Annotated in this window: 13 protein-coding genes and 1 pseudogene; all 14 read left to right on the top strand. The window is 65.2% G+C overall.

Features of this window, described 5'->3' with window-relative positions:
• Positions 1 to 14 precede the first annotated feature (14 nt).
• The 14 genes and pseudogenes from paaG (at position 15) to paaZ (ending at position 14,661) form a co-directional block, all read left to right on the top strand.
• Complete coding sequence (gene paaG / locus QSV36_RS24180; protein WP_289135332.1) at positions 15 to 806, top strand: 2-(1,2-epoxy-1,2-dihydrophenyl)acetyl-CoA isomerase PaaG; 792 nt, start codon at positions 15 to 17, stop codon at positions 804 to 806.
• A gap of 2 nt (positions 807 to 808) precedes the next feature.
• Positions 809 to 2,326 (top strand): 3-hydroxyacyl-CoA dehydrogenase PaaH, encoded by a 1,518-nt coding sequence (gene paaH / locus QSV36_RS24185; protein WP_289135334.1) that lies wholly within the window; start codon positions 809 to 811, stop codon positions 2,324 to 2,326.
• Complete coding sequence (paaI, locus tag QSV36_RS24190) at positions 2,319 to 2,759, top strand: hydroxyphenylacetyl-CoA thioesterase PaaI (protein ID WP_289135335.1); 441 nt, start codon at positions 2,319 to 2,321, stop codon at positions 2,757 to 2,759. The genes paaH and paaI overlap by 8 nt, the downstream gene beginning before the upstream one ends.
• Positions 2,752 to 3,972, top strand: coding sequence for a 3-oxoadipyl-CoA thiolase (pcaF, locus tag QSV36_RS24195; protein ID WP_289135337.1), 1,221 nt, complete (start codon positions 2,752 to 2,754; stop codon positions 3,970 to 3,972). Before paaI ends, pcaF begins: the two co-directional genes overlap by 8 nt.
• A 121-nt stretch (positions 3,973 to 4,093) precedes the next feature.
• Complete coding sequence (gene paaK, locus QSV36_RS24200; protein ID WP_289135340.1) at positions 4,094 to 5,413, top strand: phenylacetate--CoA ligase PaaK; 1,320 nt, start codon at positions 4,094 to 4,096, stop codon at positions 5,411 to 5,413.
• Between the two features lie 258 nt (positions 5,414 to 5,671).
• Complete coding sequence (gene paaA / locus QSV36_RS24205) at positions 5,672 to 6,661, top strand: 1,2-phenylacetyl-CoA epoxidase subunit PaaA (RefSeq protein ID WP_289135343.1); 990 nt, start codon at positions 5,672 to 5,674, stop codon at positions 6,659 to 6,661.
• Positions 6,662 to 6,686: 25 nt separating this feature from the next.
• Positions 6,687 to 6,968, top strand: a complete 282-nt coding sequence (gene paaB, locus QSV36_RS24210) for a 1,2-phenylacetyl-CoA epoxidase subunit PaaB (RefSeq protein WP_289135345.1) — start codon at positions 6,687 to 6,689, stop codon at positions 6,966 to 6,968.
• 8 nt (positions 6,969 to 6,976) lie between these two features.
• Positions 6,977 to 7,735 carry a 1,2-phenylacetyl-CoA epoxidase subunit PaaC gene (paaC, locus tag QSV36_RS24215; RefSeq protein ID WP_289135348.1) on the top strand — a complete coding sequence of 253 codons (759 nt, stop codon included), beginning with the start codon at positions 6,977 to 6,979 and terminating at the stop codon, positions 7,733 to 7,735.
• On the top strand, positions 7,722 to 8,255 hold the full coding sequence (gene paaD / locus QSV36_RS24220) for a 1,2-phenylacetyl-CoA epoxidase subunit PaaD (protein ID WP_289135351.1): 534 nt from the start codon (positions 7,722 to 7,724) through the stop codon (positions 8,253 to 8,255). Before paaC ends, paaD begins: the two co-directional genes overlap by 14 nt.
• 15 nt (positions 8,256 to 8,270) lie before the next feature.
• Complete coding sequence (gene paaE / locus QSV36_RS24225; protein WP_289135354.1) at positions 8,271 to 9,347, top strand: 1,2-phenylacetyl-CoA epoxidase subunit PaaE; 1,077 nt, start codon at positions 8,271 to 8,273, stop codon at positions 9,345 to 9,347.
• A 78-nt stretch (positions 9,348 to 9,425) separates the two neighbouring features.
• Positions 9,426 to 9,734 carry a DUF485 domain-containing protein gene (locus tag QSV36_RS24230; protein ID WP_186685902.1) on the top strand — a complete coding sequence of 103 codons (309 nt, stop codon included), beginning with the start codon at positions 9,426 to 9,428 and terminating at the stop codon, positions 9,732 to 9,734.
• Positions 9,725 to 11,293: pseudogene (locus QSV36_RS24235) on the top strand (cation acetate symporter); the annotation flags it as partial. The gene QSV36_RS24230 and the pseudogene QSV36_RS24235, both read left to right, overlap by 10 nt.
• Before the next feature lie 39 nt (positions 11,294 to 11,332).
• A complete protein-coding gene (locus QSV36_RS24240) occupies positions 11,333 to 12,565 on the top strand; it encodes an OprD family porin (RefSeq protein WP_289135361.1) in 1,233 nt (410 codons plus the stop codon).
• Positions 12,566 to 12,603: 38 nt separating this feature from the next.
• Entirely contained in the window at positions 12,604 to 14,661 is a 2,058-nt protein-coding gene (paaZ, locus tag QSV36_RS24245; RefSeq protein WP_289135363.1) for a phenylacetic acid degradation bifunctional protein PaaZ, read from the top strand.
• Positions 14,662 to 14,761: the final 100 nt, after the last annotated feature.

Here is a 14,761-nt window from a genome sequence, read left to right on the forward strand (position 1 = left end):
GAAGCGAGTCTGTCATGACCTTCCAGCACATCCTGTTTTCCATCGAGGACGGCGTCGCCCTCCTCTCCTTGAACCGCCCCGAGCAATTGAACAGCTTCAATACCGCCATGCATCTGGAAGTACGCGAAGCGCTCAAACAGGTGCGCCAGAGCAGTGAAGCACGGGTGCTGCTGTTGACGGCTGAAGGCCGCGGCTTCTGTGCCGGCCAGGACCTGTCCGAGCGCAATGTCGCACCCGGCGCCGAGATGCCGGACTTGGGCGAATCAATCGAACGTTTCTACAACCCGCTGGTGCGTACCCTGCGTGACCTGCCGTTGCCGGTGATCTGCGCGGTCAATGGCGTGGCAGCCGGCGCCGGTGCCAATATCCCGCTGGCCTGCGACCTGGTGCTGGCCGCCCGTTCGGCCAGTTTCATCCAGGCTTTCTGCAAAATCGGCCTGGTACCGGATTCCGGGGGTACCTGGCTGCTGCCGCGGCTGGTCGGCATGGCACGGGCCAAGGCCCTGGCCATGTTGGGCGAGCGCCTCGGCGCGGAACAGGCTCAGCAATGGGGGCTGATCCACCGCGTGGTGGATGATGCTGCCCTGCGTGACGAGGCCCTCACCCTCGCCCGCCAGCTCGCCACCCAGCCAACCTATGGCCTGGCCCTGATCAAGCGCGGCCTCAACGCCAGTTTCGACAATGGTTTCGATGAACAGCTGGCACTGGAGCGCGACCTGCAACGCCTGGCCGGGCGCAGCGAGGACTACCGCGAAGGGGTGAGCGCCTTCATCGGCAAGCGCACCCCGGCATTCAAGGGGCGTTGATCATGAGTGCACTTGCAAGCAACGTGCAGGTAGCGGTGATCGGCGCGGGTGCGATGGGGGCTGGTATCGCCCAGGTCGCTGCCCAGGCTGGCCACCCGGTCAAGCTCTACGACAACCGCCCTGGTGCTGCTGCGCAGGCGCTGGCCGGTATCGATCGGCAACTTGCCCGGCTGGTGGAAAAAGGCACCTTGCAGCCCGCCGAACGGCAAGCGATCAGCGCCCGGTTGTGCCCGGTGGACAGTATTGAAGCCTTGGCCGACGCGCGCCTGGTGATCGAGGCGATTGTCGAGAACCTGCAGGTCAAGCAAGCGCTGTTCGGCCAGCTGGAAGCCTTGTGCGCAGCCGACTGCATCCTTGCCAGCAACACCTCGTCGCTGTCCATCACCAGCCTGGCCGCCGGGCTGAAACGCCCGCAGCAGGTGGTCGGGATGCACTTCTTCAATCCGGCACCGCTGATGGCGCTGGTTGAGGTGGTCTCGGGCCTGGCAACCGCCCCAGCCGTTGCCGCATGCATTCATGCCACCGCCAAGGCCTGGGGCAAGCAGCCGGTGCATGCCCGCTCCACCCCAGGTTTCATCGTCAACCGCGTGGCCCGGCCATTCTACGCGGAAAGCCTGCGTCTATTGCAGGAAGGCGCAGCCGATTGCGCAACACTGGACGCGCTGCTACGGGATGCCGGCGGTTTCCGCATGGGCGCATTCGAGCTGACCGACCTGATTGGCCATGACGTCAACTACGCGGTCACCTGCTCGGTGTTCGAGGCGTTCTATGGCGATTTCCGCTTCCAGCCTTCGTTGGTGCAGAAGGCGCTGGTCGACGCCGGCCGTCTCGGCCGCAAGACCGGCCAGGGCTTCTATAGCTATGCCGAAGGGGCCGAGCGTGCGCAGCCGCTCGAGCTGCACAGCCCTGCCCCAGCCGAGGCCTGCGTGGTCGAAGGTCATCTCGGGGTGCTGCAGCCGCTGGTCGAGCGCTTGCGCGGTAGCGGCATCACCGTGACCCAGCGTGCCGGTAGCGGCTTGATTCAGGTAGGCGAAGCCACCTTGGCGCTGTCGGATGGCCGCCTGGCCAGCCAGCGCGCACGGCAAGACGGCCTGCGCAACCTGGTGCTGCTGGACCTGGCACTGGACTACGGCAGCGCCACACGCCTTGCCATCAGCTGGTCGGCGGACACCAGCGACTACGCCCGCGACCAGGCGGTGGCCTTGCTGCAGCGTGCCGGCCTGCGGGTAACTCCGGTCGCCGACCTGCCTGGCCTGGTGGTGCTGCGCACCGTGGCCATGCTCGCCAACGAGGCCGCCGATGCCGTGTTGCAGGGCGTTGCCAGCGCCGCCGACATCGACCTGGCCATGCGCGCGGGCGTCAATTACCCGTGTGGCCCGCTGACCTGGGCGGCGAACATCGGCATTGCCCAGACCCTGCGTGTGCTCGACAACCTGCAACGCAGCTACGGCGAGAGCCGCTACCGCCCGTCCCTGCTGTTACGTCGCTGCGAAGCCGAAGGAGGCAGCCTGCATGACTGAAGTCGAACTGGCGCAAGCCTGTGCCGATACCTTGTACGCCCGCGACTTGGCCACCCAGGGCCTGGGCATCCAACTGCTGGCCGCTGGCCCTGGCCAGGCATCCCTGCGCATGCCGGTGCGCGCCGACATGATCCAGGGCCATGGCACCTGCCACGGCGGCTTCCTGTTCGCCCTGGCAGATTCGGCGTTCGCTTTCGCCTGCAACAGTTACGACCAGGCCACCGTCGCCCTGGGCTGCAGTATCGACTACTTGGCCCCGGCACTGCGCGATGACGTGCTCACCGCCCAGGCCAGCGAGGTCAGCCGCAAGGGCCGCACTGGCCTGTACCAGGTCCGCATCGAGAACCAGCGCGGTGAATTGCTGGCGATGTTCCATGGCAAATCCTACAAAGTGCGCGGCACCGTGCTGGCGCAGGAGACGCAAGATGACTGAAAACACCCTGGCCGACGCCTTGATCATCGATGCCGTGCGCACCCCCATCGGCCGCTATGCCGGGGCCTTGAGCAGTGTGCGGGCCGATGACCTGGCGGCCATCCCGCTCAAGGCGCTGATCCGCCGCCACCCGGAACTGGACTGGAAAGCCATCGACGACGTGATCCTCGGTTGTGCCAACCAGGCTGGCGAGGACAACCGCAACGTGGCGCACATGGCCAGCCTGCTGGCCGGGTTGCCCATCGAGGTGCCCGGCACCACCATCAACCGCCTGTGCGGTTCCGGCCTCGACGCCATTGGCACTGCTGCGCGCGCCCTGCGCTGCGGCGAAGCCGGGTTGATGCTGGCCGGCGGCGTGGAGTCGATGTCGCGTGCGCCGTTCGTCATGGGCAAGGCCGAGCAGGCGTTCGGCCGCGCAGCCGAACTGTTCGACACCACCATCGGCTGGCGTTTCATCAACCCGTTGCTGAAGGCCGCCTTCGGCACCGACTCCATGCCGGAAACCGCCGAGAACGTTGCCCAGCAGTTCGGCATTTCCCGCGCCGACCAGGACGCGTTCGCCCTGCGCAGCCAGCACAAGGCTGCTGCGGCACAGGCACGTGGCCGCCTGGCACGGGAAATCGTGCCGGTCGAAATTGCGCAACGCAAAGGCCCGGCCAAAGTGGTCGAGCACGACGAGCACCCGCGTGCTGACACCACCCTGGAACAGCTGGCCAGGCTTGGCACCCCGTTCCGTGAAGGTGGCAGCGTCACCGCCGGCAACGCCTCCGGGGTCAATGACGGCGCCTGCGCGCTGTTGCTGGCTAGCAGTGCCGCTGCCCGTCGCCATGGCCTCAAGGCCCGCGGGCGCGTCCTCGGCATGGCTGTGGCCGGGGTCGAACCGCGGCTGATGGGCATGGGGCCGGTGCCGGCTACCCGCAAGGTCCTCGAACTGACCGGGCTGTCGTTGGCCGACATGGATGTCATCGAACTCAACGAGGCCTTCGCGGCCCAGGGCCTGGCGGTGCTGCGCGAGCTGGGCCTGACTGATGACGACAAGCGGGTCAACCCCAACGGCGGAGCCATCGCCCTGGGCCATCCGCTGGGCATGAGCGGTGCACGCCTGGTCACCACTGCCCTCCACGAGCTGGAGGAAAGCGCCGGGCGCTACGCCCTGTGCACCATGTGCATTGGCGTTGGCCAAGGCATCGCGATGGTCATCGAGCGCCTTTGAGCGGCGCCGACCACCGGCCCGTTACCGAACCGAACGCAGCCGTATATGCTGCGCTCATGACACTCACCGCGCAGCCTGCAACCGCTGCCGCGCGGCGTACAAGAACAATTCGAGTGAAGCCATGAACATGTACCATGATGCCGATCGTGCCCTGCTGGACCCGATGGAAACCGCCAGCGTCGACGCCCTGCGCCAGCACCAGCTGGAGCGCCTGCGCTGGAGCCTGAAGCACGCCTATGACAACGTGCCGCTGTACCGCCAGCGCTTTGCCGAGTGCGGTGCCCACCCTGACGACCTCAAGTGCCTCGAAGACTTGGCAAAGTTCCCGTTCACTGGCAAGAACGACCTGCGCGACAACTACCCCTACGGCATGTTCGCCGTGCCCCAGCAGGAGGTGGTGCGCCTGCACGCCTCCAGCGGCACGACCGGCAAGCCGACGGTGGTCGGCTACACCCAGAACGACATCGACACCTGGGCCAACGTGGTGGCTCGCTCGATCCGCGCCGCCGGTGGGCGCAAGGGTGACAAGGTGCATGTGTCCTACGGCTATGGCCTGTTTACTGGCGGGCTGGGCGCGCATTACGGCGCCGAGCGCCTGGGTTGCACGGTGATTCCCATGTCTGGCGGCCAGACCGAGAAGCAGGTGCAGCTGATCCGCGACTTCCAGCCCGACATCATCATGGTCACCCCGTCCTACATGCTCAACCTGGCCGACGAGATCGAGCGCCAGGGCATCGACCCGCACACGCTCAAGCTGCGGCTGGGCATTTTCGGGGCCGAACCCTGGACCGACGAGTTGCGCCGCTCGATCGAGCAGCGTTTGGGCATCGATGCCCTCGACATCTATGGCCTGTCGGAAATCATGGGCCCCGGCGTGGCGATGGAATGTCTCGAGACCAAGGACGGCCCGACCATCTGGGAAGACCATTTCTACCCCGAGATCATCGACCCGGTCACCGGCCAGGTACTGCCGGACGGCCAGCTGGGTGAGCTGGTGTTCACCTCGCTGAGCAAGGAAGCGTTGCCCATGGTCCGCTACCGCACCCGCGACCTGACCCGGTTGTTGCCCGGTACCGCCCGGCCGATGCGACGGATTGGCAAGATCACCGGACGCAGCGATGACATGCTCATCATTCGCGGTGTCAATGTGTTCCCGACCCAGATCGAGGAGCAGGTGCTAAAAATAAAACAGCTTTCAGAGCTTTATGAAATACATCTGTATCGCAACGGCAATCTAGACAGCGTGGAAGTGCATGTGGAACTGCGTGCGGAGTGCCAACACCTTGATGAAGGCCAGCGCAAGCTGCTAGTTGGCGAGCTGACCCGGCAGATCAAGACCTACATCGGCATCAGCACCCAGGTACGCCTGCAGCCCTGTGGCACGCTCAAGCGCTCCGAAGGCAAGGCTTGCCATGTGTTCGACAAACGGTTGGCCAGCTGATTCACCCAGCTGCCTGTTCGGCCCCGGCATCGTCCGGGGCTTTTTTTTGCGTTTTTCCGGCTGGCCTCTTCGCGGGTAAACCCGCTCCCACATGAATCGCATCAGGCCAGGGGGCTACACATGACCTGTAGGAGCCGGTTTACCCGCGAAAGGACCATCAATGTGATACACAAATATTATTCGATACATATAAAACTATTTGACGTTGTGTTTTGTATCGCTTACAAATGACTCATGCCTTAGCAGGAGTCGCAGCACATGTACGCACAGCTAGTGGAAACCGGAGTCAAGCGCGTCAAGTCGCTGGAAGAGATGTCGCCCGAAGAGCGCCACTTCCAGGAAAAGATCGACGCCGAAATCAAGATCGAAGCCAAGAACTGGATGCCCGAGGCCTATCGCCAGACCCTGATCCGGCAGATCTCCCAGCACGCCCATTCGGAAATCGTCGGCATGCTGCCCGAAGGCAACTGGGTGACCCGCGCCCCCAGCCTGAAGCGCAAGCTGCAGCTGATGGCCAAGATCCAGGACGAAGCCGGCCACGGCCTGTACCTGTACAGCGCCATGGAAACCCTGGGCGCCGACCGCGACGAGGAAGTCGCCAAGCTGCACAGCGGCAAGGCCAAGTATTCGAGCATCTTCAACTACCCCACCCTCAGCTGGGCCGACATGGGCGCGGTGGGCTGGCTGGTGGATGGCGCCGCCATCGTCAACCAGGTGGTGCTGCAGCGCACCTCCTATGGCCCTTATTCGCGCGCCATGATCCGCATCTGCAAGGAAGAGAGCTTCCACCAGCGCCAGGGCTACGAAATGCTCCTGACCATGATGCGCCACGGCACCCAGGCGCAGCGCGATATGGTCCAGGACGCTATCAACCGCCTGTGGTGGCCAGCGCTGATGATGTTCGGCCCCAGCGACGAGCATTCCCCCAACAGCGCCCAGTCCATGGCCTGGAAAATCAAGCGCCAGACCAATGACGAACTGCGCCAGCGCTTCATCGACCAGACCGTGCCGCAGCTCGAGCTGCTCGGCTGTACTGCCCCCGATCCGGAACTGAAGTGGAACGCCGAGCGCGGCCACTACGACTTCGGCGAGATCCAGTGGGACGAGTTCTACGAAGTGATCAAGGGCAACGGCCCGTGCAACCAGGAACGTGTCGCCACCCGGCGCAAGGCCATCGAGGACGGCGCCTGGGTGCGCGAGGCTGCGGTGGCCTACGCGCGCAAGCAACAGAACAAGAACGCCGCCTGAGCGGCGATAGATGCGGAGATCGAAAATGTCTGTCTGGACCCTCTACGAAGTGTTCGTGCGCAGCAAGCACGGCCTGAACCACAAGCATGTCGGCAGCGTGCACGCGGCCGATGCGGCCATGGCCATCGAGAACGCCCGCGAGCTGTATACCCGCCGCAGCGAAGGCGTAAGCCTGTGGGTGGTACCCTCGGCCCTTATCACCGCCTCCTCCCCCGACGAGAAAGACCCGCTGTTCGCCCCGGCGGACGACAAGGTCTATCGCCACGCCAGCTTCTACGAACTGCCCGCCGAAGTCGGGCACATGTGAGGTTGGCCATGCACAAGCACGATCTGATCCCCTACCTGCTGCTGCTCGGCGACAGCGCCCTGGTGCAGGGCCAGCGCCTCTGCGAATGGTGTGGCAGGGCCCCGGCCATCGAAGAAGAACTGGCCCTGATGAACGTGGGTCTCGACCTGGTCGGCCAGGCGCGCAACTGGCTGGAATATGCCGCCGAACTGCTGGATGACGGCCGCGACGCCGATGCCCTGGCCTTCCGTCGCGACGAGCGGGCCTACCGCAACCTGCTGCTGGTCGAGCAACCCAATGGCGACTTCGCCGTGACCATGACCAAGCAGTTCCTCTACGACGCCTGGCATTTCGCTGTGCTCCAGGGCCTGGCCGGTTCTCGCGACGAGCGAATTGCCGGTATCGCTGGCAAAGCCTTGAAAGAGGCCACCTACCACCTGCGCCGTTCCAGCGAATGGGTACAGCGCCTGGGCGGCGGCACCGAAGAAAGCCGCCAGCGCATGCTTGCCGCCATCCCGGCCCTGTGGCGCTTCACCGTGGAACTCACCGCCGGCAGCGACAACGAGGCACAACTGGCCCAAGCGGGCATCGCCGCCGACCCGGCCAGTGTTGGCACAGCCTGGCTTCAACAGGTTTCCAAAGTGTTCAGTGCGGTCGATCTGCCGCTGCCCAAGGCCGCCAGTCATTTCTACCTGGACGGCCGCAAAGGCCTGCACACCGAGCACCTGGGCCTGCTGTTGGCCGAAATGCAGTTCCTGCCAAGGGCCTACCCCGATGCAACCTGGTGAGCTGATTGCCGGCGACCGTGGCGCCCGCGCAGCACGCGCGGACGACCTGGCACGTGCCTGGGCGGTGCTGGCCCAGGTCATGGACCCGGAAGTGCCCGTGGTCAGCGTGGTCGACCTGGGCATCGTCCGTGGCCTCGACTGGCGTGCCGGCCATCTGCACCTGGTGGTCACGCCGACCTATTCCGGCTGTCCGGCCACCGAGGTGATCGAGGCGGATATCCGCCAGGCGCTGGAGCAGGCAGGTTTCCCGGCGCCCGCGCTGGAGCGCCGGCTGACGCCGGCCTGGACGACCGACTGGATCAGCGAACTGGGCCGCGAACGCCTGCGTGCCTATGGCATTGCCCCGCCGCTAGGTAGTAGCAGCAAGCGCAGCCTGCTCGGCGCGGCGCCCCAGGTGTGCTGCCCACAGTGTGGCAGCGTGCACACCGAATTGCTCAGCCAGTTCGGCTCCACCGCTTGCAAGGCGCTGTACCGCTGCCGCGAGTGCCTGGAGCCGTTCGACTATTTCAAATGCCTTTGAGCCGTGGAGAACGCCATGAGCCTGTTTCACATCCTGACCATCAAGCAAGTGCGCAACGAGACCCGCGACGCGGTATCGATTGCCTTCGACGTGCCCGAGCACCTGCGCGAGACGTTCCGCTTCACCCAGGGCCAGTACCTGGTCATGCGTACCCAGCTGGACAACGAAGAAGTCCGGCGTTCCTACTCGATCTGCAGCGCCGTGCAGGACGGCGAGCTGCGCGTGGCGGTCAAGCGCGTGCCTGGCGGGCGTTTCTCGGCGTTTGCCAATGACGTGCTCAAGGCCGGACAGCAGCTGGAGGTGATGGCGCCATCGGGCAGCTTCTTCGTGCCGCTGGACCCGGCCCGCCAGGGCAACTACCTGGCGGTGGCCGCCGGCAGCGGCATTACCCCGATCCTGTCGATCATCGCCACCACCCTGGCCAGCGAGCCGCACAGCCGCTTCACCCTGTTGTACGGCAACCGCTCCAGCTCCGGGGCGCTATTCCGCGACAAGCTCGAAGACCTGAAGAACCGTTACCTCGAGCGCCTGAACCTGATTTTCGTGTTCAGCCGCGAACAACAGGATATCGACCTGTACAACGGCCGCATCGATGCCGACAAGTGCGGGCAGCTGTTCTCGCGCTGGCTGGATGTAGCCAGCCTGGATGCGGCGTTCATCTGTGGCCCGCAGGCGATGACCGAGACCGTCCGCGACAGCCTCGAGGCCAACGGCATGGCCAAGCATCGCATCCACTTCGAGCTGTTTGCCGCCGCCGGCAGCGAAGCCCGACGCGAGGCCCGCGAAGCGGCGCGCCAGGTGGACTCGGCACTCAGCCACATCACTGTCATCAGCGATGGCCGCGCCCTCACCTTCGACCTGCCACGCAATACCCGCAACGTGCTGGACGCCGGCAATGCCATCGGCGCCGAACTGCCGTATTCGTGCAAGGCGGGGGTGTGCTCCACCTGCAAGTGCCGGGTCATCGAAGGCGAGGTGGAGATGGACAGCAACCATGCCCTGGAGGATTACGAAGTGGCCGCTGGGTACGTGCTGTCGTGCCAGGCCTACCCGGTGAGCGACAAGGTGGTGCTCGACTTCGACCAGCTCTGAGACCGCCCAAGCAACACCGACCTGCAACACCTGCGTGACCTCGCAAAGAACAATTACAACACCCAGAGATCGCAACCCATGACCCCCGAACGCATCGAAAGCATCGTCAACCACCCCGACTTCCAGCACCTGGTCCGGCGCAAACGCCGCCTCAACGGCGGCCTGACCTTGGCCATGCTGGTGACCTACTACGGCTTCGTCCTGCTGGTGGCATTTTCCCCCAGCACCCTCGGCCAGTCCCTCAGCGGTGGCGTGACTACCGTCGGCATGCTGGTGGGCGTGCTGATGGTACTGCTGTCCTTCGCCCTGACCGGCATCTACGTGCATCGTGCCAACAACGTGCTCGACCCGCTCAACGACAAGGTCAAGCAGGAGTGCGCACAATGAACTGGACAGCCATCTCAATGTTCATGGTGTTCGTCTGCTTTACCCTGCTGGTCACCCGCTGGGCGGCCCTGCGCACCCGCTCGGCCAGCGATTTCTACACCGCCGGGGGAGGCCTGAGCGGCATGCAGAACGGCCTGGCGATCGCCGGCGACATGATCAGCGCCGCCTCGTTCCTGGGCATTTCGGCGATGATGTTCATGAACGGCTACGACGGCCTGCTGTACGCGCTGGGTGTGCTCGCCGGCTGGCCGATCATCCTGTTCCTGATCGCCGAACGCCTGCGCAACCTGGGCAAGTACACCTTCGCCGACGTGGTCAGCTACCGCCTGGCGCAGACCCCGGTGCGCCTCACCTCGGCGTTCGGCACCCTGGTGGTGGCGCTGATGTACCTGGTGGCGCAGATGGTCGGCGCCGGCAAGCTGATCGAGCTGCTGTTCGGCATCAGCTACCTGTATGCGGTGGTGCTGGTTGGCGTGCTGATGGTCGCCTATGTCACCTTCGGCGGCATGCTCGCCACCACCTGGGTGCAGATCATCAAGGCGGTGATGCTGCTGTCGGGTACCAGCTTCATGGCATTCATGGTGCTCAGGCACTTCGGCTTCAGCACCGAGGCGATGTTCGCCAGTGCCGTGGCGGTGCATGCCAAGGGCCAGGCGATCATGGCCCCGGGTGGCTTGCTGTCCAACCCGGTGGATGCCATTTCGCTGGGGCTGGGCATGATGTTCGGCACGGCCGGCCTGCCGCATATCCTGATGCGCTTCTTTACCGTCAGCGACGCCAAGGAAGCGCGCAAGAGTGTGTTCTATGCCACCGGCTTCATCGGCTACTTCTACTTGCTGCTGATTGTCATCGGCTTTGGCGCCATCGTCATGGTCGGCACCGAGCCCACCTACCGCGATGCCAGCGGCGCGATCATCGGCGGTGGCAACATGGTCGCCGTGCACCTGGCCCAGGCGGTGGGTGGCAACCTGTTCCTCGGGTTCATCTCCGCCGTGGCCTTCGCCACCATCCTCGCCGTGGTTGCCGGCCTGGCGTTGTCCGGGGCTTCGGCCGTGTCCCACGACCTGTACGCCTGCGTAATGCGCCAGGGCAAGGCCAGCGAGCAGGAGGAAATGCGCGTATCGCGAATCGCCACCCTGCTGATCGGTTTGCTGGCGGTGATCCTCGGCCTACTGTTCGAGTCGCAGAATATCGCCTTCCTCTCCGGCCTGGTGCTGGCAGTGGCCGCCTCGGTCAACTTCCCGGTACTGCTGCTCTCGATGTTCTGGAAAGGCCTGACCACCCGTGGCGCGGTGTGCGGCAGCATGGCCGGGCTGCTCTCGGCGGTGCTGCTGGTAGTGCTGGGGCCGGCGGTGTGGGTCAACGTGCTGCATCACGAAAAGGCACTGTTCCCCTACAGCAACCCCGCGCTGTTCTCCATGAGCCTGGCGTTCCTCGGCGCCTGGGTGTTCTCGGTCACCGACAGCTCCGAACGCGCCAGCCAGGAACGTGGCCGCTACCTGGCGCAGTTCATCCGCTCCATGACCGGTATCGGCGCTGCCGGCGCCAGCAAGCACTGACTCCAAGGAAGAACAACCATGTCGGGTAAAACAACAACAATGAACCGTACACACTTCATGTCGGCCGCCTGGCTGGCCACCCTGGCCCTGCCGCTGCCGGCGATGGCCGACTTGGTCGGTGACAGCCACGCCCGGCTGGAGTTGCGCAACCACTACCTCAACCGCGACTTCCGCCAGAGCAACGCAGCGCAGGCCAAGGCCGAGGAATGGGGCCAGGGCTTCACCGCCAGGCTGGAATCGGGCTTCACCGAGGGCACGCTCGGCTTTGGCGTCGATGCCATGGGGCAACTGGGTATCAAGCTCGACTCGAGCCGCGACCGCCGCAACACTGGCCTGCTGCCCTTTGGCCCGAACAGCCATGAGCCGGTCGACGACTACAGTGAACTGGGCCTGACCGGCAAAGTGCGGCTGGCCAAGAGCACCCTGCGCCTGGGCACCCTGCAACCGATCCTGCCAGTGGTGGTGTACAACGACACCCGCCTGCTGGCCTCCACCTTCCAGGGCGGCCTGCTCACCAGCCAGGACCTCGCCGGCCTGACCTTCAACGCTGGCCGCCTGAGCAAGGCCAACCTGCGCGACTCCTCGGGCCGCGATGACATCGGCTACGGCGCCGCCAGAAGCGACCACCTGGACTTCGGCGGCGGCAGCTATGCCATCACCGCTCAAACCAGCGTCAGCTACTACTACGCCAAGCTCGAGGACATCTACCGCCAGCAGTTCGTCGGCCTGGTCGATACCCGCCCACTGGGCGAAGGCCTGAGCCTGCGCACCGACCTGCGCTATTTCGATAGCCGCGAAGAAGGCGCCGAACGTGCCGGCACCATCGATAACCGCAACTTCAACGCCATGTTCACCCTCGGAGTGCGGGCCCACAAGTTCACTGCCACCTGGCAACAAATGTCCGGTGACAGTGCGTTCCCGTTCGTCAACGGCGGCGACCCGTTCACCGTCAACCTGGTTACCTACAACACCTTCACCCGCGCCGGGCTGGACTCCTGGCAGCTGCGCTACGACTACGACTTCGTCGCCATGGGCGTACCTGGCCTGAGCTTCATGACCCGCTACACCGACGGCCGCCACGCCGAAACCGCCACGCTCAGCAACGGCCGTGAGCGCGAGCGTGACACCGACATCACCTACGTCATCCAGAGCGGCCCGTTCAAGGACGTCAGCCTGCGCTGGCGCAACGTCACCTTCCGCTCCGGCAACGGCCTGACCAACGCCGTGGACGAAAACCGCCTGATCATCGGCTACACCCTGGCGCTGTGGTAACAGCGCGCCCCTTACCTCTGAACAGCATGGAGAACAGCATGTCTGCCGCCCCTACCCTGCAAAGCTTCATCGCCGGCCGCTGGCTCGGCCAGCATGGCGCCCAGGCCTTGCGCAGCGCCCTCGACGGCCACGTGCTTGCCTATAGCCATGAGGAACGCCCGGACTTCGCCGAGGCCGTGGATTTCGCACGCGCCCGCGGCCTCGCCAGCCTGATGGCCATGGACTTCCAGCAACGCGCCGCGCGCCTGAAAGCCCTGGCCCTGTACCTGGCCGAGCGCAAGGAGCAGCTCTACGCCCTGTCCCACCACAGCGGTGCCACCCGTGCCGACAGCTGGATCGACATCGAAGGTGGCAATGCCACGCTGTTCTCCTATGCCGGCTTCGGCAGCCGCGAATTGCCCTCGGGCAACCTGGTCCACGAAGGCCCGGCCATCCCGCTGGGCAAGCAAGGCCACTTTGCCGGCAGCCACATCCTGGTGCCGCGCGCCGGCGTGGCGGTACACATCAACGCCTTCAACTTCCCCATCTGGGGCATGCTGGAGAAGTTCGCCCCGACCTTCCTGGCCGGCATGCCCTGCATCGTCAAGCCGGCGACCGCGACCAGTTACCTGACCGAGGCCGTGGTGCGCCTGATGCAGGCCTCCGGCCTGCTGCCGGAAGGCAGCCTGCAACTGGTGATCGGCAGTACCGGCGACCTGCTCGACCGCCTGCACGGCCAGGATGTGGTGACCTTCACCGGTTCTGCCGACACCGCCGCCAAGCTGCGTATCACGCCGAACCTGGTGCGCAATTCGGTGCCATTCACCGCCGAAGCCGACTCGCTGAACTGCGCCATTCTCGGTCCGGACGTGACCCCGGACAGCGAGGAATTCGAGCTGTACATCAAGGAAGTGGTGCGCGAAATGACCACCAAGGCCGGGCAGAAGTGCACTGCCATCCGCCGCGCCATCGTTCCGGCCAAGCACCTCGATGCCGTTGCCACGCGTCTGCGCGAGCGGCTTGCCAAGGTGGTGGTCGGCGACCCTTCGCTGGAAGGCGTGCGCATGGGGGCCCTGGCCTCTCATGACCAGCAGCACGACGTGGCCGAGCGCGTGCGCAGCCTGTTGCACAGTTGCGACCAGCTGTTCAGCGCCAGTGACGGCTTTGCGCCGCGTGGCGAAGGCGTCGCCGAAGGTGCGTTCTTCGCCCCGACCCTGCTGCAGGCGCGCGACCCGCATGCCGAGGGTGGCGCCCACGATATCGAAGCGTTCGGCCCGGTCAGCACGCTGATGGCCTATGACGACCTCGACGAAGCCCTGGTGCTGGCCGCCCGTGGCAAGGGCAGCCTGGTAGCCACCTTGGTCACCGCCGACCGTGGCATCGCCGCCAAGGCCATTCCGGCCGCCGCTGCCTGGCATGGCCGCCTGCTGGTGCTCGACCGCGAAGCGGCCAAGGAGTCTACCGGCCACGGCTCGCCACTGCCGCAGCTCAAGCACGGTGGCCCTGGCCGTGCCGGTGGTGGTGAGGAGCTGGGCGGCCTGCGTGCGGTCAAGCACTACCTGCAGCGCGCGGCGGTGCAGGGTTCACCGAGCATGCTCACGGCAGTTACCGGCGAGTACGTGCGCGGTGGCGCAGTGATCGAAAGCGAAGTGCACCCGTTCCGCCGGTACTTCGAGCAACTGCGCATCGGCGAATCGCTGCTCACCCACCGCCGCACCGTGACCGAAGCCGACCTGGTCAATTTCGGCTGCCTGTCGGGCGACCACTTCTACATGCATTTCGACGAGATCGCCGCCCGGGAATCGCAGTTCGGCAAGCGCATCGCCCACGGTTATTTCGTGTTGTCGGCGGCTGCCGGGCTGTTCGTGTCCCCGGGTGCAGGGCCGGTATTGGCCAACTACGGCCTGGATACCCTGCGCTTCATCAACCCGGTGGGCATCGGCGATACCATCCAGGCGCGGCTGACCTGCAAGCGCAAGATCGACCAGGGCAAGACCAGCCCGCTGGGGCAACCGCAAGGCGTGGTGGCGTGGGACGTGGAGGTAACCAACCAGTTGGGTGAGCTGGTGGCGAGTTATGACATTCTGACCTTGGTGTTGAAACAGCCGGCAGCATGAACGCTGCCACTGGTCGGCATCTGCCTGGATACGAACGATCGTCCCCCGCCCCCTCGGGTTCTGATGGCATGAGGGGTGGTCAATGGCTTCGCCTCTCACT

It is taken from the genome of Pseudomonas sp. BCRC 81390, from assembly GCF_030341915.1.
Classification (GTDB): domain Bacteria; phylum Pseudomonadota; class Gammaproteobacteria; order Pseudomonadales; family Pseudomonadaceae; genus Aquipseudomonas.

Coding starts and splice junctions, on each gene's coding strand:
- paaG (WP_289135332.1), top strand. CDS start 15: ATGACCTTCCAGCACATCCTGTTTTCCATCGAGGACGGCGTCGCCCTC.
- paaH (WP_289135334.1), top strand. CDS start 809: ATGAGTGCACTTGCAAGCAACGTGCAGGTAGCGGTGATCGGCGCGGGT.
- paaI (WP_289135335.1), top strand. CDS start 2,319: ATGACTGAAGTCGAACTGGCGCAAGCCTGTGCCGATACCTTGTACGCC.
- pcaF (WP_289135337.1), top strand. CDS start 2,752: ATGACTGAAAACACCCTGGCCGACGCCTTGATCATCGATGCCGTGCGC.
- paaK (WP_289135340.1), top strand. CDS start 4,094: ATGAACATGTACCATGATGCCGATCGTGCCCTGCTGGACCCGATGGAA.
- paaA (WP_289135343.1), top strand. CDS start 5,672: ATGTACGCACAGCTAGTGGAAACCGGAGTCAAGCGCGTCAAGTCGCTG.
- paaB (WP_289135345.1), top strand. CDS start 6,687: ATGTCTGTCTGGACCCTCTACGAAGTGTTCGTGCGCAGCAAGCACGGC.
- paaC (WP_289135348.1), top strand. CDS start 6,977: ATGCACAAGCACGATCTGATCCCCTACCTGCTGCTGCTCGGCGACAGC.
- paaD (WP_289135351.1), top strand. CDS start 7,722: ATGCAACCTGGTGAGCTGATTGCCGGCGACCGTGGCGCCCGCGCAGCA.
- paaE (WP_289135354.1), top strand. CDS start 8,271: ATGAGCCTGTTTCACATCCTGACCATCAAGCAAGTGCGCAACGAGACC.
- QSV36_RS24230 (WP_186685902.1), top strand. CDS start 9,426: ATGACCCCCGAACGCATCGAAAGCATCGTCAACCACCCCGACTTCCAG.
- QSV36_RS24240 (WP_289135361.1), top strand. CDS start 11,333: ATGAACCGTACACACTTCATGTCGGCCGCCTGGCTGGCCACCCTGGCC.
- paaZ (WP_289135363.1), top strand. CDS start 12,604: ATGTCTGCCGCCCCTACCCTGCAAAGCTTCATCGCCGGCCGCTGGCTC.